Origin of the sequence: Streptomyces sp. NBC_01450 (assembly GCF_036227505.1) — a bacterium.
Taxonomy (GTDB): Bacteria; Actinomycetota; Actinomycetes; order Streptomycetales; family Streptomycetaceae; genus Streptomyces.
Map to the genome: position 1 here is coordinate 4,018,793 of NZ_CP109480.1, position 22,966 is coordinate 4,041,758.

The following is a 22,966-nucleotide window of genomic DNA, read 5'->3' on the forward strand; positions in this document are numbered from 1 at the left end:
CTTTCTCGCTCACAGCTTCGGCGCAATCTCTTCGGTCCAGATGCGTTCCCGCTGCTCCTGGGTCATGTGGCAGGCGGCCCAGTGCCGTCCGCCGACCTCGGTCAGCTCGGGGCGGACCGTGCGGGTCACGTTGTCCTTGGGAACATCCGCGTACGGGCAGCGCGGGTTGAAGGCGCAGCCGGACGGGATGTTGATCAGCGAGGGCGGGGAGCCCTTGACGGGGATGAGGCGCTCGGTCTGCTCACGGTCCAGGCGCGGCATCGAGCCGAGCAGCCCCCAGGTGTAGGGGTGCCGGGGCTCGTAGAACACCTTCTCGGCCGGGCCGCGCTCGATGCAGCGGCCGCCGTACATCACCAGGATGTCGTCGGAGAGCTCGGCGACGACGCCCAGGTCGTGGGTGATGATGATGACGGCGGAGCCGAACTCCTTCTGCAGGTCCCGGATCAGGTCGAGGATCTGCGCCTGGACGGTCACGTCCAGGGCGGTCGTCGGCTCGTCCGCGATGAGCAGTTCGGGGTTGTTGACCAGCGACATCGCGATCATCGCGCGCTGGCGCATACCGCCGGAGAACTCGTGCGGGTAGCTGTCGACGCGCTTGTCCGGCTGCGGGATGCCCACCCGGTCGAGCATCTCGACCGCGCGGCGCTTCGCCGTCTTCTTGTCCACGTTGTTGTGGATGCGGTACGCCTCCACGATCTGCTGACCGATCGTGTAGTACGGGTGCAGCGCGGACAGCGGGTCCTGGAAGATCATCGCCATCTCACGGCCACGCAGCTTGCGTACGTAGTCCGGGTCGGCGGACAGCAGTTCGGTGCCGTTCAGCCAGATCTCGCCGGAGATCTGCGCCTTGCGCTTGCCGTACTGGCCGGCCGTGTGCAGGCCCATGATGCCGAGCGAGGTCACCGACTTGCCGGAGCCGGACTCGCCCACGATCCCGAGGGTCTTGCCCTTCTCCAGCTGGAAGCTGAGCCCGTCGACGGACTTGACCAGACCGTCGTCCGTCGGGAAGTGCACCTTCAGGTCGCGCACTTCGAGGAAGGCGGTCGGGGTGTGCGTGGCGGTGGGCTCGCCCACGGCTGCTCCGGTCTTGCTGAGTTCGGTCATGACAGCCTCACGCGGGGGTCGATCACGGCGTACAGGATGTCCACCACGAGGTTGGCGAGGAGCACCGCGAGAGAAGTGATCAGGGTGACGCCCAGGATGATGGGCAGGTCCTGGTTCCGGATGGCGTCGAGCACCGCGCGGCCGAGGCCGGGCAGGTTGAACGTCGACTCCGTCAGGATGGCGCCGCCGATGAGGGCGCCGAGGTCCATTCCCAGCATGGTGAGGATGGGGGTCATCGTGGAGCGCATGGCGTGCTTGCCGATGACGACCTGCTCCTTGAGCCCCTTGGCGCGTGCCGTGCGGATGTAGTCCTCGCCGAGGATCTCCAGCATGGTGGCGCGGGTGATCCGGGCATACATCGCCGCGTAGAGGAACGCGAGGGTGATCCAGGGCAGGATCATGCCGCCGAACCAGCCGCTGATGCTCTGGTCGAAGGGCACGTACTGCGCGTTGATCCATTTCAGGCCGAAGGCGAAGATCGCCAGGCTGAGCAGACCGGTGAAGTAGATGGGGAGGGAGACACCCGCCAGGGCGACGACCATCGCGCCACGGTCCCAGATGCTGCCCCGCTTGAGCGCGGAGAGCACACCGGCCGCGACACCGAAGACCAGCCACAGCACGGCGGCACCGAGCGCGAGCCCCAGGGTCACCGGGAAACGGTCGGTGAGCACCGGCCAGACGGCCTGCTCGCTGCGGAAGGAATAGCCGAAGCAGGGCGCGGCGCAGTGCGTGACGTCGCCACCGCCCGAGTAGGTGCGCCCGGCGAAGATGCCCTTGAAGAACTCCCAGACCTGGGAGTAGATCGGGTCGCTCAGACCCAGCTTCTGCCGTACGGCCTCGACAGCGGCCGGGTCGGCCTGCTTGCCCACGAAGCTCGAGGCGATGTCCACGCCCGCCCACTTGGGGACGAGGAAGAAGATGCCGAAGACCACCATGACGATGACCACCAGCATCACTGCGGCGGCGAACAGCCGCCTGATGAGGTAAGCGAGCACAGCTTACGGCCCGCCGCGGGGCCGCGGGCCACCGGAGGTCATCCGATGGCCCGCGGCCACGCCGCGCCGGCCTTCACCTGCCTTTCGTGCCGTACGGCGGGTGTGCCGGGATTACTTTGCGGACTTCAGACCGAGGTTCACGAAGTCGTACGTACCGCTGTAGTTGTCCGTCGTGTAGACGTTCGCGAGGTTGTCGCCGCGCCAGTTGATGAACTTCTCGAAGGTGAAGGGCAGGTAGTACGCGCCCTCCATGACCTTGTGGTTGATCTCGGTCGAGAGCTTGGTCTTGCCCGCTTCGTCCAGCGTGGTGACGTACTGGTCGAACAGACCGTCGATGGTCTTGTCGTTGATCAGGGCGAAGTTGTTGTTACCGCTCGGTGCGATGTACTTGCTGTCCCACAGCGGCAGACCGAAGCCCTGGACGGTCGGGAAGTCCGGGCCCCAGCCCATGATGATGATGCCGTAGCCCTTCTTCTTCACGTTCGAGGGGCTGCCGATGATGCCGGTGGTCTGCGAACCGTCGAACTGGTCGATCTGCGCGGTGATGCCGATCTTCTTCAGCGACGCCTGCAGCGACTGGGCCGTGGCCACCTCGACCGGCTTGTTGTTGCGCACCGCGATGGTGGTGGAGAAGCCGTTCGGCTTGCCGCACGCCTTCAGCGCCGCCTTGGCCTTCTCGACGTTGCCGTTCTTGTCGGCGCCGGCGATGTTGTACGGGTCGTACTTCTGGCCCTCGGCGCCCGGGACGGACGGCGGGAGCATGTTGGTGCCGATGTCACCACCGGCGATCGGGCCACCGCGCGCGGTCTGCAGCGAGACGTGGTCCGCGCCGAGGATCACGGCCTTGCGGCACTCGACGTTGTCGAACGGCTTCACGCTCTGCGGGAATGCCGCGTAACGGATGTAGCCGGAGGTCGGGTTGTCCAGGTTGGCCTTGTGCTCCTTCAGGGCGGTGGTGCGGCCCTGCGGGGACATGCCGGTCTGGTTGATGTCCAGGTCCAGGTCACCGTTGAGCAGGCGCTGGTCCAGCTGGTTGGCGTCCGAGTAGAACTGGACGGTGATCTTGTCCGGGTACGCCTTGCGGACCGGGTCCGAGGACTGCTTCCAGTTCGTGTTGCGCACCAGCGTCATGCTCTTGCCGGGGCTGTACGAATCGAACTTGTACGGGCCGGAGGAGAACGGGTGCAGGCTGTACTTGGACTTGGTGTCCATGTCCTGGCGGACCGGGGAGGCCGAGACCAGACCCAGCACCTCCTGGAAGTCCGAGTTGGCCTTGGGAAGGTGGAAGACGACCGTCTTGTCGTCCGGCGTGGTGATGGCCTTCAGGCCCAGCTTGTCCTTGGACGTGTCCTTGTAGGGGCCCTTGTACTCGCCCTTGGGGTCCAGGAAGTCCTTGAGGTACGTCGGACCGCCGGACAGCACGTCCTGCGCCCACACGCGCTCGATGCCGTACTTCACGTCCTTGGACGTGATCGGCTTGCCGTCCTCCCACGTGACGCCGTCACGCAGGGTGTACGTGTAGGTCTTGCCGTCGTCCGTGACCTTCGCGAGACCCGTGGCGAGGTCCGGGGTGAGCTCGGCGCCTGCCTTGCCCGGCTCCGCCTTGCCCGTGACCAGCTGGCGGCTGTAGTAGCGCGCGAAGTCCCACATGAAGCCGTAGTAGCCACGCGTGGTGTCCCACGAGTCGGCATCCTGGGCACCGCCGAACCGCAGCGTGCCGCCCTTCTTGACCAGGGAGGCCTGGGCGACCTTGTTGTTGGCAGCGTCGAAGCCGGCCGCGCCGGTCTTCGAGCCCTTGTCGCCGCCGTCGCTGTCACCGCCGCCGCACGCCGCCGTGGTCAGCAGCGCGGCGACCGCGGCAGCAGCGGCCAACGCCTGCTTCCGCCGCCCTGAGGTGCGTTGGGTAGTCACGATCTCGGATCCTCCGGATTTTGATGAGAGACCCCGTGTCAATGCCACGGGACGCTTGGGGTAAGGCGGTTCAGCGGGAGGCCTTCGGGTCCAGCGCGTCCCGCACGCCGTCGCCGAAGAGGTTGAAGGCAAGGACGGTGATGAAGATCGCCACACCAGGGACCACCATGTACATGGGGTCGGACTCGTAGTAGTCGATCGCGCTCGACAGCATCTGTCCCCAGGACGAGGTGGGCGGCTTGACGCCCACACCCAGGAAGCTGAGTGCAGCCTCGGTGAGGATGTTCGTGGGGATCATCATCGTCGTGTAGACGATGATCGGTGCGACCAGGTTGGGCAGCAGTTCCTTGAACAGGATGTAGAAGCGCCCAGCGCCCAGCGATCGCGCGGCCTCGACGTACTCGCGCTCACGCATCGAGAGCGTCTGCCCGCGCACCACCCGTCCGATGTAGGGCCAGCCGAAGAAGCCGATGACCAGGATCATCACGAACACGCGCACGTTGGAGCCGGACAGGCCCAGCATGTCGTTCGGCATCACCGAGACCAAGGCGATCGTGAACAGGAGTTGCGGGAAGGCCAGCAGGCCGTCCATCACGCGGCTGACGAGCGAGTCGACCCAGCCGCCGAAGAAGCCGGCCAGGATGCCCAGGACGGTGCCGAGGACGACGGCGACCACGGCGGACAGGAAGCCCACCAGGAGCGAGACGCGGGCACCGTAGAGGATGCGGGCGAGGATGTCGCGGCCGTTGACGGGCTCGACGCCCAGCAGGTGGTCACCGCTGATGCCGCCCAATGACCCCGTGGGAGTGCCGAACAGAGGGTCGATCAGCTTCTCGTTGAAGGTGTCCGGGTCCTGCCCGAGCAGGTGAGTGATCACTGGCGCGAGCAGGGCGATCACGATGAGGACGAGCACGACGATGCCGCCGGTCAGGGCGAGCTTGTCCCTCTTCAGGCGCTCCCAGGCGATCCGGCCCAGGGAACGCCCCTGTACGGCCTTCTCTCCGGCGGCGGCAACCGCCGCTTCTTCGGCCGCGCTCGGGGCCGATTCGGCAGTCGGCTCGTGCAATGGTGCCGTCATCGTGGCAGGGGCCCCTCTCAACCGGCGGTAGCCGGCCCACACGTGCCGCTCGTAGCGGCGTGATCAGTCCGTCGTACACAGGGGCTAACCCCCCTGGAGCGGGAGTCTTCAACGCCTCGGTGATCTGTAGCCAGACTTGAAGGCGAATGGATGCGTAAACGTGATGCCTTCAGGAGGGTTCCGTTATCCGGACGCCGGGTAACGGGGGTCGGACGCGGGGCAGTTGGGACGCCGGAGGTGAATACGGACATTAACCGGACGATCCCTTGTGATCTACGCGCGAAGAAATGCAGAGCCTCGGTGAAGGACCCTCGCTGATCCTTCACGATTCGCCGGACCGCGGATCAGTATCCGCCGGGTGCCGGTGGATAGCCGTACCCACCCGCCGTCGGAGCCTGGGCGGGGGCCGCGTGGGCCTCGCGGTCGTAGAACGGCCGCGCGTTGGCGCGCAGCCACATCGCCACCGGGTCGTACTCGTCGGACATCGCGACGGTCGACACGGGCAGCCCGTCCGGAACCGCGCCGATGGACTGCTGCATCATCGCCCGCACCGAGTCGACGGCGGGCGGCGAGGTGTCGTAGACGTCGAGCCCGATGGCCAGATACGGCGCCCCGAGCGCCGGCTGCACCCAGGCACGGCGCAGCGAGCGCACGGCGGTGGTGCGATGCGCGTTCTGGGTGAGCAGGGCGTAGAACTGCGGGATCTCGATGCCGGGTTCGGACAGCCGCAGCGGGCCGGCGGGCTGGCGCTCCAGACCCGCCGCGATTCTGCGCAGATCGAGCCATGGGACGCCGACCCCGCCGCCCGGGGCGTGCGGATTGAGCCAGAGTCCGAAGTGGTCGGGGTAGAGGGTGCGGGCCACGTCGAGTCCGTCGACGACCTCGTACGACCGGTTCCAGCCACTGGCCGAGAGCTCCTGGGCGGAGGTGACGCACGGCGCGTAACCGAAGCCGTCCACCTCCATGTTCCCGTACTGGGCGTCCGGGGAACCGGCCTGGCCGTGCCAGAGCAGCATCCACACCTGGCCGGACGACGGGGTCGCGAGCGCGCGAAGGAGCGCCTCGTAGGCGTCGTAACGCCCGGGCGTCACCTGGCGCAGCATGTGCTCGACCTGACCGGCCGCGGCCGTGCCCGACGCGCTCACCCTCAACCGCCCCTTCGCGAAGAAATCATGACGTCGACCAACACCTCGGCCGAACCCCGGCCGAGCCATGAAACCAGCTTAAGCGGCGAATGCGCTCCGCTGGGGAAGCGGTTGGGGGCTCGGGGCTTGCCGTGTTCGGGTCGCGGCAGGTCCGTCGTGGTTGCTCGCGCCCACGCGGCGGAGCCGCAAATCGGTCACAGCCCCGGGCCCCTTTCGGGGCGCTCCTACTGAGCCTGCTGATAGAAGGGCCGCACTTGGGCGCGCATCCAGTCGGCCACCGGGTCCTGGGCGACGTCGAGGAGGACCAGGTTCACCGGCCACTTGACCGCGACCCGGGCGAGGGCGCGGGCGAGCGCGTCCATGGGGAGTGCCCGGAGGTCCCCCTCCCACAGGGAGAGTTCGACGCCGACGAACATGACCGGGTCATCGCCCTCGATGCTGGCGAGACAGCGGCGGGCGGTCAGTACGACTCCCGTCGCCGCGAACTCGGCCGAGGCGGCGGCGAGGAAGTCCACCGGGTCGTCCTGCCAGTCGGGCTCGAAGAGCCTCACCCGGCCTCCGGTCGTGGGCCCGTCCAGCGGGGTGCGCCCGGCCCGGCACAGCTCGGCGACCGCGAGGGGCGGCAGCGGCACGCCGACCACCCCGTCCGGGTTGATCGCGATGCCGACCTGCGGGGGCAGCCCGCGGGCGAACTCGACGGCGGGCGCGATGGTGTACGACAGATGGCTGCCGACGACCTGTCGGAACTGCTCCTCGGAGCTGAAGACCGGCACGTACACCTGGCCCTCGATCTCCAGGGTGGGCAGGTCGAGGGCCGCCGCGTCCGGTCCGCCGCCGTTGGGCAGCGGCACCCAGACGAAGCTGCGGCCGAGGACCTCGACGATGCGGCCACCGGCGGTGGGCACTCCGAGGGACGCGGAGAGCACCTCCTCCAGTTCGTTGCCCGGCCATCCGCCGTGCGGGTGGGGGTGCGCTGAGGCCGGAAATTCCGGGAAGTCGGAGAAGTCCATCTGTCTACCTGTCTACCGCCTGCGGTGAACCACTGTTCTGGTGTCCTGGCTGGAAAGATTAGTGGGCCTGTACGACTTCACAGCCGCTCTCGGCCGGTCTCGGCCGCCATCCGGCGCTCCCGGCCACTGTCCGCCCCTCTCTTCCGCTGCCGGTCACCCGAAGTCGATCCGCCGCAGTACGTCCGCCGCCTCCCGGTCGAGGAGCACCGCCGAGCCGCAGCCCTCCGGCAGGTCACCCCGCTCGACGGAGCGCAGCAGCCGCGCGACCGCGCCCCGGTGACGGGCGAACGCGTACCGGGAGACGCCCCGGCCGCGCTCGCGCTGGCCCTCCAGCGCCGTACCGGGCGTGACGTCGAGCAGCAGCAGGTGGAGGGTGCCGCCGCGGCGGTGGGCCTCGCGGGCGAGCCAGCGCCGCACCCAGGCCTGTGTACCGCAGTCGTGCACGACGACCCCGGCGCCCGAGCGCAGCGCGCGGCGCAGGCCCGCGTAGTGCGCGAGGCGGACGAGGGGGCGGTAGACGGCGTACGGCAGCCATCCGGCCGTCCGCTCGTCCCAGCGGTCCCGGGTGTCCTGGGAGTCGACGCGCGGGCCTTCGACGGCCCGGCGCATCAGGGTCGACTTGCCGCTGCCGGGCAACCCGGTGACCACGACGACGTCGGCCGCTCCGAAGTACAGACCGTGCGGAGAGTGTCCCGCGCGCTCCCTGAGGTCGCGGACGACGGCCGCCGGAAGCGCTCCGCGGACCTCCCGGGCCCCGGCCGGGGCGCCGGGCTGCTCGGGCAGCGCGAGGCCCGAGGTCGTGGCGTACGCCGTGGTCCTGTTCACCGTGATCGTCCTCCCCTTGGGTGTGGAGTCCCATCCCCGTCGAGTGTAAAGAGAAGGTAATGCGCGGTGTCTCTCGTTTCCGTACGCGGACTGCCACAGGCCGGTTACAGATGCGGACTGCCGTGATCGGGACGACGCGTGCGATGATGTGCCCGCCAACTGCATACCGGCCGCTTGAATCCGCGCGGGAGAGTTCCGGGAACCTTCGGGTACCCGGGCGCCGAAGGAGCAAGTCCCTCCCTTGAATCTCTCAGGCCCCGTTACCGCGCGGGCGAGGCACATCTGAAAAGCGGGCCACTGTCCAGTGGCTCCACCCAAGGTGCAAGTCAGGACCTCCGTTCGCGGGGTCTTGATGAACCTCTCAGGTTCCGATGACAGATGGGGAGGAACGACCTCGCCGTCATGCCTTGGGAGCCCCACCGATGAGCAGTAACGCACCCCGTCTCACCGCACTCGATGCCCTGCATCGCTCGCTCGGCGCGACGATGACCGACTTCGCGGGCTGGGACATGCCCCTGCGCTACGGCTCCGAACGCGACGAGCACCTCGCCGTGCGCACCCGGGCCGGTCTCTTCGACCTCTCGCACATGGGCGAGATCACGGTCACCGGGCCGGGGGCCGCGGCCCTTCTGAACCACGCGCTGGTCGGCAACATCGCCTCCGTCGGCGTCGGCCGCGCCCGCTACACGATGATCTGCCAGGAGGACGGCGGCATCCTGGACGACCTGATCGTCTACCGGCTGGCCGAAAACGAGTACATGGTCGTCGCGAACGCCTCCAACGCCCAGGTGGTGCTCGACGCGCTGACCGAGCGCGCCGCCGGTTTCGACGCCCTCGTGCGCGACGACCGGGACGCGTACGCGCTGATCGCCGTGCAGGGCCCCGAGTCCCCCGGCATCCTCAAGTCGCTGACCGACGCCGACCTGGACGGGCTGAAGTACTACGCGGGTCTGCCGGGCACCGTCGCGGGCGTCCCGGCGCTGATCGCCCGCACGGGTTACACGGGCGAGGACGGCTTCGAACTGTTCGTGGCCCCGTCCGACGCCGAGAAGCTGTGGCAGGCGCTGACGGAGGCGGGCGCGCCCGTCGGGCTCGTCCCCTGCGGCCTCTCCTGCCGCGACACGCTGCGCCTGGAGGCGGGCATGCCGCTGTACGGGCATGAGCTGACCACCGCGCTCACCCCCTTCGACGCGGGGCTCGGGCGGGTCGTGAAGTTCGAGAAGGAGGGCGACTTCGTGGGGCGTACCGCGCTCCAGGAGGCCGCCTCCCGCGCCGAGGAGAACCCCCCGCGGGTACTCGTCGGGCTCGTCGCCGAGGGCCGTCGCGTACCGCGCGCCGGGTACCCGGTCGTCGCCGGCGGCAAGGTGATCGGCGAGGTCACCTCCGGCGCCCCCTCCCCGACGCTGGGCAAGCCCATCGCGATGGCGTACGTCGACGCCGCGCACGCCGCTCCGGGCACGGCCGGGGTCGGCGTGGACATCCGGGGCAGCCATGAGCCCTACGAGGTCGTGGCGCTGCCGTTCTACAAGCGCCAGAAGTAGCTTCGGGGCCGAAAGGGCCCCGTCCAGCGCGCCCACGTGACGCACGCCTCTGTGTCACGTCTCGTATCCCAAGACCACCCGGTCATCCCGTTCATCCCCACTCCCCCGCGTACAGGAGAATTCAGGCCATGAGCAACCCCCAGCAGCTGCGCTACAGCAAGGAGCACGAGTGGCTGTCGGTCGCCGAGGACGGCGTCTCGACGGTCGGCATCACCGAGTTCGCGGCCAACGCGCTCGGCGATGTCGTCTACGCCCAGCTTCCCGCGGTCGGTGACACGGTGACCGCGGGCGAGACCTGCGGCGAGCTGGAGTCGACCAAGTCGGTCAGCGACCTGTACGCGCCGGTCACCGGCGAGGTCGTGGAGGCCAACCAGGACGTGGTGGACGACCCGTCGCTGGTGAACTCCGCCCCCTTCGAGGGCGGCTGGCTGTTCAAGGTACGCGTCGCGGAGGAGCCGGCCGACCTGCTCTCCGCGGACGAGTACACCGAGTTCTCCGGCTCTTAAGGACTTCTGACTGATGTCGCTTCTGAACACGCCCCTGCACGAGCTGGACCCGGACGTCGCCGCCGCCGTCGACGCCGAGCTGCACCGCCAGCAGTCCACCCTGGAGATGATCGCCTCGGAGAACTTCGCTCCGGTCGCGGTCATGGAGGCCCAGGGTTCGGTCCTGACCAACAAGTACGCCGAGGGCTACCCGGGCCGTCGCTACTACGGCGGCTGCGAGCACGTCGACGTGGTCGAGCAGATCGCCATCGACCGCGTCAAGGCGCTCTTCGGCGCCGAGCACGCGAACGTGCAGCCCCACTCCGGCGCCCAGGCCAACGCGGCGGCGATGTTCGCGCTGCTGAAGCCGGGCGACACGATCATGGGTCTGAACCTCGCGCACGGCGGGCACCTGACCCACGGCATGAAGATCAACTTCTCCGGCAAGCTGTACAACGTGGTCGCCTACCACGTGAACGACGAGACCGGTCAGGTCGACATGGACGAGGTCGAGCGCCTCGCCAAGGAGTCCAGGCCGCAGCTGATCGTGGCGGGCTGGTCGGCCTACCCGCGCCAGCTGGACTTCGCCGCGTTCCGCCGGATCGCGGACGAGGTCGGCGCGTACCTCATGGTCGACATGGCGCACTTCGCGGGCCTCGTGGCCGCGGGCCTGCACCCGAACCCGGTGCCGCACGCCCACGTGGTCACGACCACCACCCACAAGACGCTGGGCGGCCCGCGCGGTGGCGTGATCCTGTCCACCGCCGAGCTCGCCAAGAAGATCAACTCCGCGGTCTTCCCCGGCCAGCAGGGCGGTCCGCTGGAGCACGTGATCGCCGCGAAGGCCGTCTCCTTCAAGGTCGCCGCCTCCGACGACTTCAAGGAGCGCCAGCAGCGCACGCTGGACGGCGCGCGCATCCTGGCCGAGCGCCTGGTCCAGGACGACGTCAAGGCCGTGGGCGTGGACGTCCTGTCCGGCGGCACGGACGTGCACCTGGTCCTGGTCGACCTGCGCAACTCCGAGCTGGACGGTCAGCAGGCCGAGGACCGTCTCCACGAGGTCGGCATCACGGTCAACCGCAACGCCATCCCGAACGACCCGCGCCCCCCGATGGTCACGTCCGGCCTGCGCATCGGCACGCCCGCCCTCGCCACCCGCGGCTTCCGGGCCGAGGACTTCACCGAGGTCGCGGACATCATCGCCGAGGCGCTGAAGCCCTCCTACGACGCGCGGTCCCTGAAGACCCGCGTGTCCGCCCTGGCCGACAAGCACCCGCTGTACCCCGGCCTGAAGTAGTACCGCCCGAAGCAGTACAGAACCAGTTCCTGCGAAAGTTCACTTTCGTACAGAAATTCGCACGGAACGTACGATTCACCAGGACGCCGCGCACACTGGAACTGGAGGTGTGCGCGGCGCCCGCCCCCATGCACCACCCCTGTTGTGAGGAGTCCCCGTGGCCATCTCGGTCTTCGACCTGTTCTCGATCGGCATAGGCCCGTCGAGCTCCCACACGGTGGGCCCGATGCGCGCGGCGCGCATGTTCGCCCGCCGGCTGCGCAACGAAGAGCTGCTGGACTCGGTGGCCTCCGTCCGGGCGGAGCTGTACGGCTCCCTGGGCGCGACCGGCCACGGCCACGGCACCCCCAAGGCGGTGCTGCTGGGTCTGGAGGGCGCGTCACCGCGAACGGTGGACGTGGAGGGCGCCGACGACCGCGTGGAGCAGATCAAGTCGTCGGGCCGTCTCTCACTCCTCGGCACGCACGAGATCCCCTTCTCCTTCGCCGACGACCTGGTCCTGCACCGCCGCAAGGCCCTGCCGTACCACGCGAACGGCATGACGGTCTTCGCGTACGACGCCTCCGGCGCACTCGTCCTGGAGAAGACGTACTACTCCGTCGGCGGCGGCTTCGTGGTCGACGAGGACGCGGTGGGCGAGGACCGCATCAAGCTCGACGACACGGTGCTCAAATACCCGTTCCGCACGGGCGACGAGCTGCTGCGGCTGACGAAGGAGACCGGCCTGTCGATCTCCGCCCTGATGCTGGAGAACGAACGGGCCTGGCGCACCGAGGAGGAGATCCGCGAGGGCCTCCTCGCCATCTGGCGTGTGATGCAGGCGTGTGTCTCCCGGGGCATGTCCCGCGAGGGCATCCTGCCGGGCGGCCTCAAGGTCCGCCGCCGCGCCGCCGTATCGGCCCGCCAGCTCCGGGCGGAGGGCGACCCGTTGGCCCACGCGATGGAGTGGATCACGCTCTACGCGATGGCGGTGAACGAGGAGAACGCGGCGGGCGGCCGCGTGGTCACGGCCCCCACCAACGGCGCCGCGGGCATCATCCCCGCGGTTCTCCACTACTACATCAACTTCATCCCGGGCGCGGACGAGGACGGCGTCGTGCGCTTCCTGCTCGCCGCCGGCGCCATCGGGATGCTCTTCAAGGAGAACGCCTCCATCTCCGGCGCCGAGGTCGGCTGCCAGGGAGAGGTCGGCTCGGCCTGCTCGATGGCCGCGGGCGCCCTCGCAGAGGTCCTCGGCGGCAGCCCCGAACAGGTCGAGAACGCCGCCGAGATCGGCATGGAACACAACCTCGGCCTCACCTGCGACCCCGTCGGCGGCCTCGTCCAGATCCCCTGCATCGAACGCAACGGCATGGCGGCGGTCAAGGCGGTCACCGCGGCCCGCATGGCCATGCGCGGCGACGGCTCCCACAAGGTCTCCCTCGACAAGGTCATCAAGACCATGAAGGAGACGGGCGCGGACATGAGCGTCAAGTACAAGGAGACGGCCCGGGGCGGGCTCGCGGTGAACATCATCGAGTGCTGAGAGGACGGGCCCTGACCAGCGCGTTCGTGTCTTTCTGCGCTGTCAGGGCCTTCCCTGTTTACGCGGCGGAAAGTCCCCAGAAACTCCCACGGGACAGACGTGAAAGTCCCCGAAAACTCCCCAGGGAACGTCGCTGTTTACGGGTGGGCAACGGGCCTACTCCAGGACCGACGCGGCGCTCTTGAGGCCGTCTCAGGGTGTTGAGTGCAGTCGGTGAACGTCAGGTAGTGGGACCTACGCATGACGAGACCGTGAGCGATCGTGCTGCGTGGTGCCCGGTCGTGCTACTGAGTGATGTTTTGCCTGATCAGAGCACGTGCGGCTGGTTGGACTGTGCCACCTCGTATCACGTCGTCCAAGGGCATCCGGCTACCGGCTGACCACCGGAGGGGCACCGCAGACGACAAGAAGAGGTGCCACGCGGGTTGTGGGTCTTCCACACTGCCTCCTGCGGCCGATCCCACTCCCTGCAGAGTCGCCCCAAGGGACCCCTCGTGGCGGGCTGGACACTGACGCCCCCGATCTCGTGACTGCTGTAGGGGCGGACAGCCACTGGTGCGACGCCGGGCTCTTGTCACCGTACGTGATGCTGCGCCCGTGCGGTGCATCGTCCCAAGCCAGGCGGCGCCCCTTCGTCTGGAATAACCCTCTGGCCGTTTCCATTGGACGATCCGCGTACCGTGCGCAATCACCGGTTCCGAGAGATCGACCCGGTCCGGCTGCATGAACTCGAGGGCAGCCTCGGTCAGGGATTCACCGGCGTTCCAGCTGACGTGGACGCCACCTGCCGGACCTTCGATGGTGTCGACGGAAACGCCTGCGCCGGCCTGCCTGTCGGCCAGGGTGTTGGGGTGTTGCACGTAAGACGGAAGTCCCGGCGGGGCCTGACAGTGGCTGAATCACTGATCCCGGTCAGTCATGCTTCTGCGCCCCCTTTTCCTTCAACTGGTCCAGGATCTCCGTCTCGGAGTGGCCGCTGAACTTGCTGTTGGCCACCACGTAGTCACCGGTCGGTCCAGCGCCCTATCGGGGCCTGAGTACGCGTACTCAGGCCCCGGTCGTCACGACCAGAGAGAATTTTGTCGTGGACGCTACTTCGATACAGCGGCACGACGAACCTGTGGCGCCATCCGGTGGGGCTCTGGCCATACGCATCCCGGGCGCTGCCGCAACCGGTGCCGCTCTCTCCTACCTGTCGATCCATCTTGTGCAGGAGGCGTACGCCTACGACGCCCGCGTGTGCGCCGATGAGACCAGTGTGTGCCTGACGCCGTGGCCGGTCCTCTCGTTCGCCGCCTCGTTCGCCATCGCACTCGTCGGGCTGATCATGGCGTACAGGCTCCTGGGTATCCGCCCCGGGCTGACGGTCATCCCGCCGACGCTCCTGCTGGCACCGTTCCCGCTCAATGCCGCGCTGAGCACAGCCGGCAAGTGGCCGGCCGTCGTAGTGGGAGCGGTATGGGCCGCCTCCGTGGCACTGACGGCATGGCAGCCCTACCGCATCCTGGGGCTGTCCACCGCGGCCGCGCTGCTCCTGGCCTCCTTCATCGTCATCTACCGCTGACCACTCAGCCTCGATCTCGCCCGAGGCTTCGTCGACGGGGTCACGGCCCTGACCCCGGATCTTGGACAGGGGAACGGGCCGAGCAGGCGAAACAGTCGGCGAGCGGCAGGAGCCAGCACTCGGTACGACGCGGAAGAGGCCGTCCGCAAAGGGGAGTTGTCGTCATCGTCCGGCCTCAGCGCCTCCAGCCGGTTGCCCTCGGACATCTCGGTGACCAGATCGGCCAGGCGCAGGCCCGGATCGCCCGCCGGCCTGGCGGCGGCCACACGCAGCGCCAGCGGAAGACTGCCGCACAGCCGGATCAGCTCGTCGGCCGCGAGCGGTTCGGCGGAGAGCCGGTCCGCGCCGAGTACCTCGCTCAGCAGCGTGTGGGCCTCGGCCGGCCGGAGGAGGTCCAACGGCAGGGTGTGTGCCCCGTCCCGGATCACGAGATCGCCGAGCCGGTTGCGGCTGGTGACGACGACGCAGCAGGACGGGCTGCCCGGGAGCAGCGGGCGGACCTGCTCCGCCGAAGCCGCGTTGTCCAGCAGGACGAGCAGGCGCCGGCCGGCCAGCAGGGTCCGGTACAAGCGGCCCTGGGCCTCGTGGTTCGCGGGGATCTCCGGTGCCGCGAGCCCCAGGCTCCGCAGCAGCCCCTCAAGCACCTCGCCGGGCTCGAGGGGCTGCCGGTCACTCCGCAGGCCGGGCCCAACGCGTCGAGCGTCCTGCGTAGCGGGGTGACATGACTGGCCAGCACCTTGTGACCGAATGCGGGTGTCTCCAAGGGCTTCGGGGTCGAGGACGACGAGGAGATCCTCGCCGCGGCCCGCGTCCTGCTCTGCGCCGAGCGCCGGGTCGGCTGGATAGCCGTCGACGCCCGCGATGCCGACGGTGTGCACGTCGCCGGCGGCGGCGCGTAGCCCCGGGACCTCCCCGGCGCCACGCGCGGCGCGGGTTCCCCGCACGGCGGATGCGGAGGTTCCGTGTCCGGGCCGGTGTTCGAGGGTGTGGTGGGGGAAGTGGGGGCATCTGAAGGGAAGTCGGCCACCGCACGTATCCGACATGACGGTACGTGTCCATCCCCCCATGCACGGAGGAGTCGCCCATGCTGCGCGGCATCGACGTCAGCGCCTATCAGTCGTCCTCTTTCTCCACCGAAGGCTTCTCGTTCGTCTTCGTCAAGGCGACGGAGGGCCGTTCGTACGTCAACCCGAAACTCGCGGCGCAGGTGAAGACGGCCCGGGACGCCGGGTGCGTCGTCGGGTTCTACCACTTCCTGTGGCCCGGCGACATCACCGCGCAGGCCGAGTACTTCGTCGGCAAGGCCCCCGAGAAGGCCGGGGACCTGCTCGCCGTCGACTGGGAGGCCACCGGTGACGGCACGCACGCGAGCAATGCCGAGAAGGACCATTTCATCCGGACGGTGAAGGAGCTTCGGCCGAACCACCGGGTTCTCCTCTACACCAACCGCAACTACTGGCTCACCGTCGACACCACCTCGTACGCCGGGGACGGCCTGTGGATCGCCGACTACGTGACCGCGGGCAAGCCTCGCATCAAGGCGTCGTGGCGTTTCCACCAGTACACCGACGAGCCCCTGGACAAGAACGTCGCGGACTTCGCCAGCAAGGCCGCGCTGCGGGAGTGGGCGGGAGGGGACTGACGGGCCGCACCTTCCGCTGCGGATCGTGTGACGTTACGCGCGGAAGTCCGCGGAGCGCTCCCGGGGCGCCTGCGCCAGTGCCTTGGTCACCTCGTCCACGCCCTCCTGCAGGCCGTAGACCGGAGTACCGGGCTGCTGGCGCCAGGAGTCGTCGAGGCCGCCCGAGTCGACCGTGTCGAAGCCGAGTTCGTCGATGAGCTCGCGTACGACCCGCTTGGCGGCCTCGTCGTCACCGGCCACCGGCAGCGCCAGGCGGTCGGGGGAACCGGCCGGGCGGTGCCGGTCCAGGATGTCCTGGGCGTACGTGCCGTTGAACGCCTTGATGACGGTGTGGCCGATCTGCCGGGCCGTCCAGCCGCTCTCGGTCAGACCCTCGTCCTCGATCGCGGCGATCCTGCCGTCGCGCTGTTTGGGGTAGTAGTTGCCGGTGTCGATGACGGCAACGCCCTCGGCGGCCTGGTCCAGAAGCCCGTGCGGCAGGTTCGGGACCGCCTTCAGGGGAACCGTGACGACGACGACCTCGGCGCCGCGCGCCGCGTCCTCGACCTTGACGGGGGTCGCCCCGGTCTCCCCGGCGAGCGCGCCGAGCGTCCCCGGACCGCGGGAGTTCGCGACGGAGACCTCATGTCCGAGGGCGGTGAGCCGTCGGGTGAGGTTGCCGCCGATATTGCCCGCTCCGATGATGCCGATCTTCATGATGGACAGGCCCTTCCGGGATTGACGCCACTGGACTGACGGTGATCGCCAACCCCGGTACACGTCCACCTATTCCGCGAACGTACGGCGCTCGGGCGACCGCCGCCCGAACCGAGGCCCGGGGGCTCCGTCAGGGCCTCACCACGATCTTGCCGGTGTGCGTGTTGTTCTCCATCAGACGGTGCGCGTCCGGCAGACGGTGCGCGTCCGGCATGGCCTCCAGGCCGTCGAAGACCTCGGCGATCACCGGCCGCAGGGTGCCGTCGGCGCGACCCGAGTTGATGTAGTGCGAGGCACGGCGGCGCCCCTCGGTGTTCCGGGAGACGTGCGGGTTGGCGTAGCCGTGGACGGTCAGCGGCCAGTTGGTGGGCATTTCCGTGGGGGCCCGGTCGAGCCAGCCGTAGACGACCAGCGGGCCACCGGGTACGACGGCGTCGCCCAGGGCGCGGAAGCCTGCCTCGGGGACCAATGGCACGGCCGGTATCGGCGAGATCGATCTTGGTTGCGTGGCAAGTCGGCCCCGTAGTCCTGGCTCGGACGCCAGGGAGCAAGTAACCCGCCAGTAGGTTCGGTTCCGAACGGCGGGACCCGGTGGTCCCGAGATCTCCTCGGGGCCACCGGGTTCCCGGCCTACGCGATCTTCATCGGGGCGTCGGATCACCCAATTCCGCTGAATACCCGAGGTGGCCGGACACGGACGTGTCGGCCCGGGTGCCGCGGTCTTCGTCGATCTGTGCGCCGCCTATGGCGATGACCAGTACGACGATGCCGACGAGTACCTGCAGGCAGGCGCTGACGATGGCGCGGAGCAGGTAGAGCAGTGCTGCGGTCAGCAATATGACACCGCCGGCGATGCCCACATACAGCCAGTTGGGGGTGAGAGCGATGTCGGAGTTGTCCGCGCCGGGATCGAACGGCTTCCAGCCGCTGTAGTCGATGCCGAGCAGGAAGGCCGCGACGGCCCCGATGCCGTCGAGGACGAGCAGCCCGGCGGCCAGTGCGATGTCCCCGGCCAGGGGCAGCCACCGGCGTCCGGTTCGCGGGGGCAGCACGTCGCCACCGCGGAACTGCGGCAGGCCGGAGGGCCTTGGAGACGCGGGATCGGTCATGGGCACAAGTTTCTCTCGAAAGCAGGACCGGGTCCTGAGTACAGGTACTCAGGACCCGGCGTTGTGCGGATGTCAGCCGTGGATCAGAGGCGAACCGACAAGTTCCTTGGTGATGGCGCCCTTGTCGTCGCCCTCGATGTCGTAGACGATCGTCGAGTCCGTCGACCACCACAGCTCGCCGTCGTAGACCGTGGACGGCGCGACGCAGGTGTTCGCGGGCTCCACCTGGAACCACGAGTAGTTGTCGTTGACGAGCTTGGTCAAGTCGCACGTCTTCGACGTGACGACGTGGTCCTCGGTGGTCTTGGTCAGGCGCTCCTCGATCCGCGTGGTGATCTTGAAGCTGGTGAACCGCTTGGAGTTGTCGATGACCTGGTCGTCGACGATCTGCCAGCTCATGACCGACTTCCCGGTCATGCTGCCGGAGAGGGTGGCGGTGTTCTGGACGTAGTACGTGGTCTGTGGCTTGGCGCCAGGGAAGATCACGTCGAACTGGGAGTCGGTGGTCCCCGCCGAGGCCGGCGCGGCGGCCAGGGCGACGAGCGCGAGGGCGGTGGCGCCACCGGCGACGGCGGTGGACAGAAGCTTCCTCATGATGATGTCCGTTCGGGTCAGGTGGGGCCCCGCGGGGAGCGGGGCCCCTGAGGGACGGCGGGGCTACAGGCCCATGCCGGTGAAGGTGCGTTCCAGGGAGTCGGCGTACAGGCGGGCGCCGGCGATCTTCGGGTGGAAGGACTGGGCCGACAGGCCGTAGTTCTCGAGGACCGGGTAGTCCAGCTTCGGCTGGTCCGAATCCACGAGCGTCTTGACGATGCCGTGGACGGATTCGGGGTTGCCGCAGACGGCCTTGCCCGCGAAGTTCTGCTTGGGGTTGGAGAACCATGCCTGGGTGCCCGTGGCCTTGGCGTCGTCCACCGACTGCTGCATGGCGGCCGCGAGTGTGTCGGCCACGCTGTTGAGCCAGTCCGAGGAGGACGCGGACAGACCGATCTGCCCGACCCCGGGCACCGTGATGCTCAGGCACGCGCCCCGGTCCTCGATCAGCGGCGGGTACCCCATCAGCGCGATCTTCGCCTTCGGGGCCCTCTCGTGGATCTCCGCCAGGACCTTGGTGATGTCCGGCCGTACGATCTCGTTGATGATGCCGGCCGCGGCCTGCTCCAGCGGCTGCCCGATGAACTTGCGGTCCCGACCGGCCAGTTGCTTGTCGGTGTCACCGTCTTCGAAGGTTTTGTCCTTGCAGTTGCCGCCGTTCACCGCGAGCAGGCATTTCTGGATGATGGCGGAGAAGCGGGCGTCGTTGCCGCCGATGGAGAGGGTGACCAGGGTGGTGTTCTGGTCCAGGTAGCCCTTGTCGATCTGCGTCTTCTCGCCGCCGTTGGACTGCACGATGCCGTTGTGCACCATGTTGTAGGTACGGGCGCCGGAGCAGGCGATCAAGTGGTAGTCCACGGTGGTGCCGTAGCTGTCGGCCGAGGTTCCGATCGACGCCGACCGGCCTGGGATCGTCGCTTGGCGCGACCACGCCTGGGTGGAGCGGTGGCAGGCGTTGCGGGTCTTGTTGTCCTGCTTGTCCAGGTAATTGGTCTCAGGGTAGTAGTCTCGGTTGCCCTCGGAGGCGCCCTCACCGGAGGAGTACGAGTCGCCCATGGCGACGACGAAGTCCTTCGGCTTGGCCGACAGCGGCTGGAAGGCCACCGAGTCCCAGGCGATGTCCTCGTCGCCGGTGCCGTCGTCGGTGTCGGTGTCGAGGGTCACCGTCGGCGTGCCGGTGAAGTTGAACACGCCCAGGTCGACCCACTTGTTCTGCCGAATCCGCTGCGGTTGCACCCGGAGGGGCGAGAGCGAGTCGGTGCCGCCGATCCGGTAGGCGGCCTGCCGGGTGTGGGCGCCGTGGTCGGGCATATGCACGAAGACGCGCATCCAGCCGCGCTGGCTGCCGCTGAGCGTCCACTTGCCGGAGACCTGCAGCCGCTTGCCGTCGGCGGTCGCCAGCCAGCGGGTACGCGCCATCCAGAAGTGGTTGTTGTTGCCCGCGCCGATCTGGTGCAGATCCATCTTGGACGAGTACGTGCCGTTCTCGCCGGCGAAGGTGAACTGGAAGGAGCCCTGCGAACTCACCGTGCAGGTACGTCCCGAAGTGCCCGCGGGAACGGTGCCGTTGGGCAGGTCGTCCACGATCAGGGACCCGGAGGGCAGGCCGGTGTTGCAGCGCGGCGGGTAGGAGTTCTCGTCGGGCTGCTCGGGATAGGTGTCGTCGAACCGGTGGACCGGGTTGCCGCACCGGGCCTCGGTGGTGCAGTTCTTCCAGCTGACCGGCTGGTTCCACCAGCACTTCAGATACAGCGGGTTGTTGCTGTTGGGGTCACCGGGCAGAGCGCACGGACCCTTGCCGTCGTCGTTGGAGGCGCCTTCACCGATTTTCGAGGGCACGCAATCGTTCTGCGAGCCGCAGAAGGTGAAGATGGGCGGCTTGGCGGAGGTGCGGGCGTCGGTGGAGTTCCACCACGCGGCGCGGTAGCCCGCCTGCATGTCGCCCGGCTTGAACATGGCGGAGATCGGACGGGCGGCCCAGCCGATCACCTTCTCCTCGTACGGCCAGTCCTGCGGGTGCGCGGCGTGGCTGTAGTCGTCCTTGCCGTCGGCGCTCTCCAGGAAAGGGGTCCGGTTCTCCTTCCACAGCGGGTTGGCCGGGTTGTTCGTCCAGCCCACGCCCCACTTGCCGTTCTGCGGCGCCGACTTGGGGTAGTACCCCGCGTTGTACGCCCACAGCGCGTAGAACCAGTTCTCGATGTACTTCGGATGGCCGTCGTTGATGGTCAGGCCGTCCTTGCGGGTGTCGTTCCACTTACCGATGAGGATGTTGACACCCGCCGCGATGTTCGCGGCGTAGTCCAGCGCGGCGGCTTCCTGCTGCGTCGTGGTCTTGGGCTGCTCGCCGTCCTTCTCCTTGCCATGCATCCGCATGCCGTCGGTGACCTGCGTGATGCCGTAGCCGCAGTCGGCCTTGGCGAAGTCGATCGCCCAGGGGTCCTGCTGCTGGCCGTCGGCGGCGTACTTGACGCCGTAGAAGTTGCCGATCAGCGAGTTGGCCGTGACGCCGGGCACCGCCAGCCGGGTGGCCTGCCACATGTTCGACTCCTGCGCCGTGATGCCGAGCATCACCTGCGCGGGCACGTGCCAGTCCTCGCCGGATCCGCCCGCGAGCGGTGTCAGCGGGAAGATCGTCTGCGGGGCGTAGGCCGCCATGCCGGTGTTCTTCCAGTTCGCCGGCCGTGTCGCGCCCTTGTTGAGCTTGCCGACGATGGCCTGGTCGACGGCCCACTCGACCTGGCGGGGGGTGGGCTGGAAGGCCTGCTTCGTGGGGTCGTTGCGCGGGACCGAGCAGTAACGGTCGGCTTCGACCGGGTCGTTGACCGCCGCCAGCGTCCTGACCCGGGTCTTCGCGCCCTGCGCGAGCAGGATCGGGCTCGTCTGCGTTCCCTGTGTGACCTCGCGCTGCCCGCCGATGGGCTCGGAGCCGGGGTGCGCGTCCAGGACGACGGTCTTGCGGGTGTCCAGGGCCTTCACGGTGGTACGGACGGTGCGGGCTTCCAGGGCCTCCTCCGGGCGGATCCGGGAGTCCTTGCCGTCCGCCCAGCGGGCGGTGACGACGGCCTGTCCACGGCTGGAGACCTGGGCGTCCTTGTCGATGCCGCCGGGGTTGTTCAGCTCGCCGTCCGCAGCGCGTGAGGTGGAGGCGGCCTTACCGGTCACGTACACCCTGCCCGAGGGCGTGGCGGTGAGGTCGAACTCGTCGAGCCTGCCCTGCGCGAGCCCGGCGGGCCTGCTCCGGCCGTCGGCCTTCTTGATCTGTTCGGCGCTGACGCGCGAGACCGTGGCGGTGTTCCGCGCCGCCACGGCGCCGCGTGCCTTCGACGCCTGGGGATCCGGGTCGATGAACGTGACACCGTTGTCGGCGTCGACCTTGAGCTGGAAGGGCCATGCCTTCGTGGTGGCGATGTCGCGGGTCCTGCCGCCCTTGACGCTCACGATGTGGTTGTCGGCGGCGGCAACGATGCCCTGGTCGGTAGGCACAGCCGAGGTCACCTGCCCGGTGACCGTCTGCTTGGTGCCGACCTTCCCGGTCCTCGCGTCGACCGTGATCAGCCGGGTCTGGTTCTTCGCCGACCGGTCGTTGGTCAGTGCCGTGAATACCGCCCCCTCGCCCTGGCCGCACCCCGGGGAGAAGTAGCCCAGGGTGGCCTGGAACGGCAGCTTCGTGACATGACCGTCGGTCAGGTCGACGACGGCGGTGAACGCTCCGCGCGTCATCAGCTCGGGCTTGTTGGTGAAGGTGCGGGGCGCGTAGGCGACGGCCGCGTACTTCCCGGACTCGGTCAGGCAGGCGTTGCCGATCCAGGTGTCGGTGTCGAAGCCGGGCTCGGACAGGGTCGCCGCCGTATTCCAGGCGTACCCCTGCTTCTCGTCCGCGATGAGGACGTGGAAGCCGGTTCCGTCACCGGAGGTGGTGAAGGCCTGGTCTGACGACTTCTTGTAGTCCTTGCCAAGGACGTCAGAGCGTCGGTCCGTCGGGACGGCGGCGGGTTGGTCGCCGGACTCGGTCGCCAGGCTCGGTCCCCCCGGGTCGTGCGCGGCCGGTGTCGACCAGCCCTTGGCTTCCCCCTGCGGGCCGGCCGCAGCATATGCCTGCGTCGTGGCGACACCGGAGGAAAGAGCCAGGGTGAGAGCTGCTGTCACCGGTAATTGCGCACGCCTCAGCATGGCGTTGCGTCTCAAGTGGGGTCTCCTTCTACGGAGCTGTGGTTTTCAACTGCGATGGAACGAACGGCGCCGTCAGTGAAGGAGGGAGAGCGTGACGGTCACGCGGGCCGGGTGGTCGTGTGGTCACCGGCCGGGCTGGTCTGAGGTGCAGCTGCGCGCGTGCGGCAGCAAAGTGACACGCAGACATAGCGCAACATCCCCCCGTCGAAAACGTGCGCTAGGAACCAATGTTCGGTCCTGTGGTCACTCGGAACGTATCAGTGGGCCACGGCGCG

19 protein-coding genes and 2 riboswitches are annotated in these 22,966 nt (G+C 68.5%); of the genes, 6 read left to right on the plus strand and 13 right to left on the minus strand.

The annotated features are described in order from the left end of the window. Positions 1-9: 9 nt before the first annotated feature. The 7 genes from OG568_RS17860 to OG568_RS17890 all read right to left on the minus strand — a co-directional run bounded on the left by OG568_RS17860 (position 10) and on the right by OG568_RS17890 (position 8,074). Positions 10-1,104 (minus strand): ABC transporter ATP-binding protein, encoded by a 1,095-nt coding sequence (locus OG568_RS17860; protein WP_266431152.1) that lies wholly within the window; start codon positions 1,102-1,104, stop codon positions 10-12. Next, positions 1,101-2,099, minus strand: a complete 999-nt coding sequence (locus tag OG568_RS17865; protein WP_266628863.1) for an ABC transporter permease — start codon at positions 2,097-2,099, stop codon at positions 1,101-1,103. Before OG568_RS17865 ends, OG568_RS17860 begins: the two co-directional genes overlap by 4 nt. Positions 2,100-2,210: 111 nt before the next feature. After that, the gene (locus OG568_RS17870; RefSeq protein ID WP_329532299.1) at positions 2,211-4,010 is read right to left on the minus strand and encodes an ABC transporter substrate-binding protein; all 1,800 of its coding nucleotides are present in this window, start codon (positions 4,008-4,010) and stop codon (positions 2,211-2,213) included. A gap of 70 nt (positions 4,011-4,080) precedes the next feature. Next, positions 4,081-5,088 (minus strand): ABC transporter permease, encoded by a 1,008-nt coding sequence (locus OG568_RS17875; RefSeq protein WP_329364082.1) that lies wholly within the window; start codon positions 5,086-5,088, stop codon positions 4,081-4,083. A 344-nt stretch (positions 5,089-5,432) separates the two neighbouring features. Further along, positions 5,433-6,233, minus strand: coding sequence for an enhanced serine sensitivity protein SseB C-terminal domain-containing protein (locus OG568_RS17880; protein WP_266431161.1), 801 nt, complete (start codon positions 6,231-6,233; stop codon positions 5,433-5,435). Between the two features lie 224 nt (positions 6,234-6,457). Further along, a complete protein-coding gene (locus OG568_RS17885) occupies positions 6,458-7,243 on the minus strand; it encodes an enhanced serine sensitivity protein SseB (RefSeq protein WP_266585977.1) in 786 nt (261 codons plus the stop codon). A gap of 153 nt (positions 7,244-7,396) precedes the next feature. Beyond that, positions 7,397-8,074 (minus strand): AAA family ATPase, encoded by a 678-nt coding sequence (locus OG568_RS17890; RefSeq protein WP_329373594.1) that lies wholly within the window; start codon positions 8,072-8,074, stop codon positions 7,397-7,399. A 169-nt stretch (positions 8,075-8,243) separates the two neighbouring features. Then, a riboswitch (glycine riboswitch) is annotated at positions 8,244-8,344 on the plus strand. After that, a riboswitch (glycine riboswitch) is annotated at positions 8,345-8,456 on the plus strand. A gap of 34 nt (positions 8,457-8,490) precedes the next feature. Here OG568_RS17890 and gcvT point away from each other — a divergent pair. The 5 genes from gcvT to OG568_RS17915 all read left to right on the plus strand — a co-directional run bounded on the left by gcvT (position 8,491) and on the right by OG568_RS17915 (position 14,480). After that, on the plus strand, positions 8,491-9,609 hold the full coding sequence (gene gcvT, locus OG568_RS17895; protein ID WP_329532300.1) for a glycine cleavage system aminomethyltransferase GcvT: 1,119 nt from the start codon (positions 8,491-8,493) through the stop codon (positions 9,607-9,609). Positions 9,610-9,737: 128 nt separating this feature from the next. Further along, positions 9,738-10,115, plus strand: coding sequence for a glycine cleavage system protein GcvH (gcvH, locus tag OG568_RS17900; RefSeq protein ID WP_266585973.1), 378 nt, complete (start codon positions 9,738-9,740; stop codon positions 10,113-10,115). A gap of 13 nt (positions 10,116-10,128) precedes the next feature. Beyond that, positions 10,129-11,391 carry a serine hydroxymethyltransferase gene (gene glyA, locus OG568_RS17905; protein ID WP_329532301.1) on the plus strand — a complete coding sequence of 421 codons (1,263 nt, stop codon included), beginning with the start codon at positions 10,129-10,131 and terminating at the stop codon, positions 11,389-11,391. A gap of 157 nt (positions 11,392-11,548) precedes the next feature. Next, positions 11,549-12,916, plus strand: a complete 1,368-nt coding sequence (locus OG568_RS17910; protein ID WP_266585969.1) for an L-serine ammonia-lyase — start codon at positions 11,549-11,551, stop codon at positions 12,914-12,916. Between the two features lie 1,084 nt (positions 12,917-14,000). After that, entirely contained in the window at positions 14,001-14,480 is a 480-nt protein-coding gene (locus tag OG568_RS17915; protein ID WP_329532302.1) for a hypothetical protein, read from the plus strand. On the opposite strand, the gene OG568_RS17920 is transcribed toward OG568_RS17915, so the two are convergent. Beyond that, positions 14,471-15,424, minus strand: a complete 954-nt coding sequence (locus OG568_RS17920; RefSeq protein ID WP_329532303.1) for an NB-ARC domain-containing protein — start codon at positions 15,422-15,424, stop codon at positions 14,471-14,473. The genes OG568_RS17915 and OG568_RS17920 overlap by 10 nt on opposite strands. Before the next feature lie 140 nt (positions 15,425-15,564). Between OG568_RS17920 and OG568_RS17925 the strand changes: the two genes are divergently transcribed. Further along, complete coding sequence (locus tag OG568_RS17925; protein WP_329532304.1) at positions 15,565-16,122, plus strand: glycoside hydrolase family 25 protein; 558 nt, start codon at positions 15,565-15,567, stop codon at positions 16,120-16,122. Between the two features lie 33 nt (positions 16,123-16,155). On the opposite strand, the gene OG568_RS17930 is transcribed toward OG568_RS17925, so the two are convergent. From OG568_RS17930 to OG568_RS17950, 5 genes are all read right to left on the minus strand, one after another. Then, a complete protein-coding gene (locus tag OG568_RS17930; protein WP_329532305.1) occupies positions 16,156-16,887 on the minus strand; it encodes an NADPH-dependent F420 reductase in 732 nt (243 codons plus the stop codon). A gap of 61 nt (positions 16,888-16,948) precedes the next feature. Then, positions 16,949-17,293 (minus strand): zinc-binding dehydrogenase, encoded by a 345-nt coding sequence (locus tag OG568_RS17935; protein WP_329532306.1) that lies wholly within the window; start codon positions 17,291-17,293, stop codon positions 16,949-16,951. Positions 17,294-17,459: 166 nt separating this feature from the next. Next, complete coding sequence (locus tag OG568_RS17940; protein WP_329532307.1) at positions 17,460-17,927, minus strand: DUF6234 family protein; 468 nt, start codon at positions 17,925-17,927, stop codon at positions 17,460-17,462. A 72-nt stretch (positions 17,928-17,999) separates the two neighbouring features. Further along, entirely contained in the window at positions 18,000-18,521 is a 522-nt protein-coding gene (locus OG568_RS17945; protein WP_266585962.1) for a hypothetical protein, read from the minus strand. Positions 18,522-18,584: 63 nt separating this feature from the next. Beyond that, positions 18,585-22,706, minus strand: coding sequence for an SGNH/GDSL hydrolase family protein (locus OG568_RS17950; protein ID WP_329532308.1), 4,122 nt, complete (start codon positions 22,704-22,706; stop codon positions 18,585-18,587). Positions 22,707-22,966: the final 260 nt, after the last annotated feature.

What these genes read in the sequence shown, in the direction of transcription:
- OG568_RS17875 (WP_329364082.1), bottom strand. Translation starts at nt 5,088, where the DNA reads ATGACGGCACCATTGCACGAGCCGACTGCCGAATCGGCCCCGAGCGCG.
- gcvH (WP_266585973.1), top strand. Translation starts at nt 9,738, where the DNA reads ATGAGCAACCCCCAGCAGCTGCGCTACAGCAAGGAGCACGAGTGGCTG.
- OG568_RS17945 (WP_266585962.1), bottom strand. Translation starts at nt 18,521, where the DNA reads ATGAGGAAGCTTCTGTCCACCGCCGTCGCCGGTGGCGCCACCGCCCTC.
- OG568_RS17885 (WP_266585977.1), bottom strand. Translation starts at nt 7,243, where the DNA reads ATGGACTTCTCCGACTTCCCGGAATTTCCGGCCTCAGCGCACCCCCAC.
- OG568_RS17940 (WP_329532307.1), bottom strand. Translation starts at nt 17,927, where the DNA reads ATGACCGATCCCGCGTCTCCAAGGCCCTCCGGCCTGCCGCAGTTCCGC.
- OG568_RS17860 (WP_266431152.1), bottom strand. Translation starts at nt 1,104, where the DNA reads ATGACCGAACTCAGCAAGACCGGAGCAGCCGTGGGCGAGCCCACCGCC.
- gcvT (WP_329532300.1), top strand. Translation starts at nt 8,491, where the DNA reads ATGAGCAGTAACGCACCCCGTCTCACCGCACTCGATGCCCTGCATCGC.
- glyA (WP_329532301.1), top strand. Translation starts at nt 10,129, where the DNA reads ATGTCGCTTCTGAACACGCCCCTGCACGAGCTGGACCCGGACGTCGCC.
- OG568_RS17925 (WP_329532304.1), top strand. Translation starts at nt 15,565, where the DNA reads ATGCTGCGCGGCATCGACGTCAGCGCCTATCAGTCGTCCTCTTTCTCC.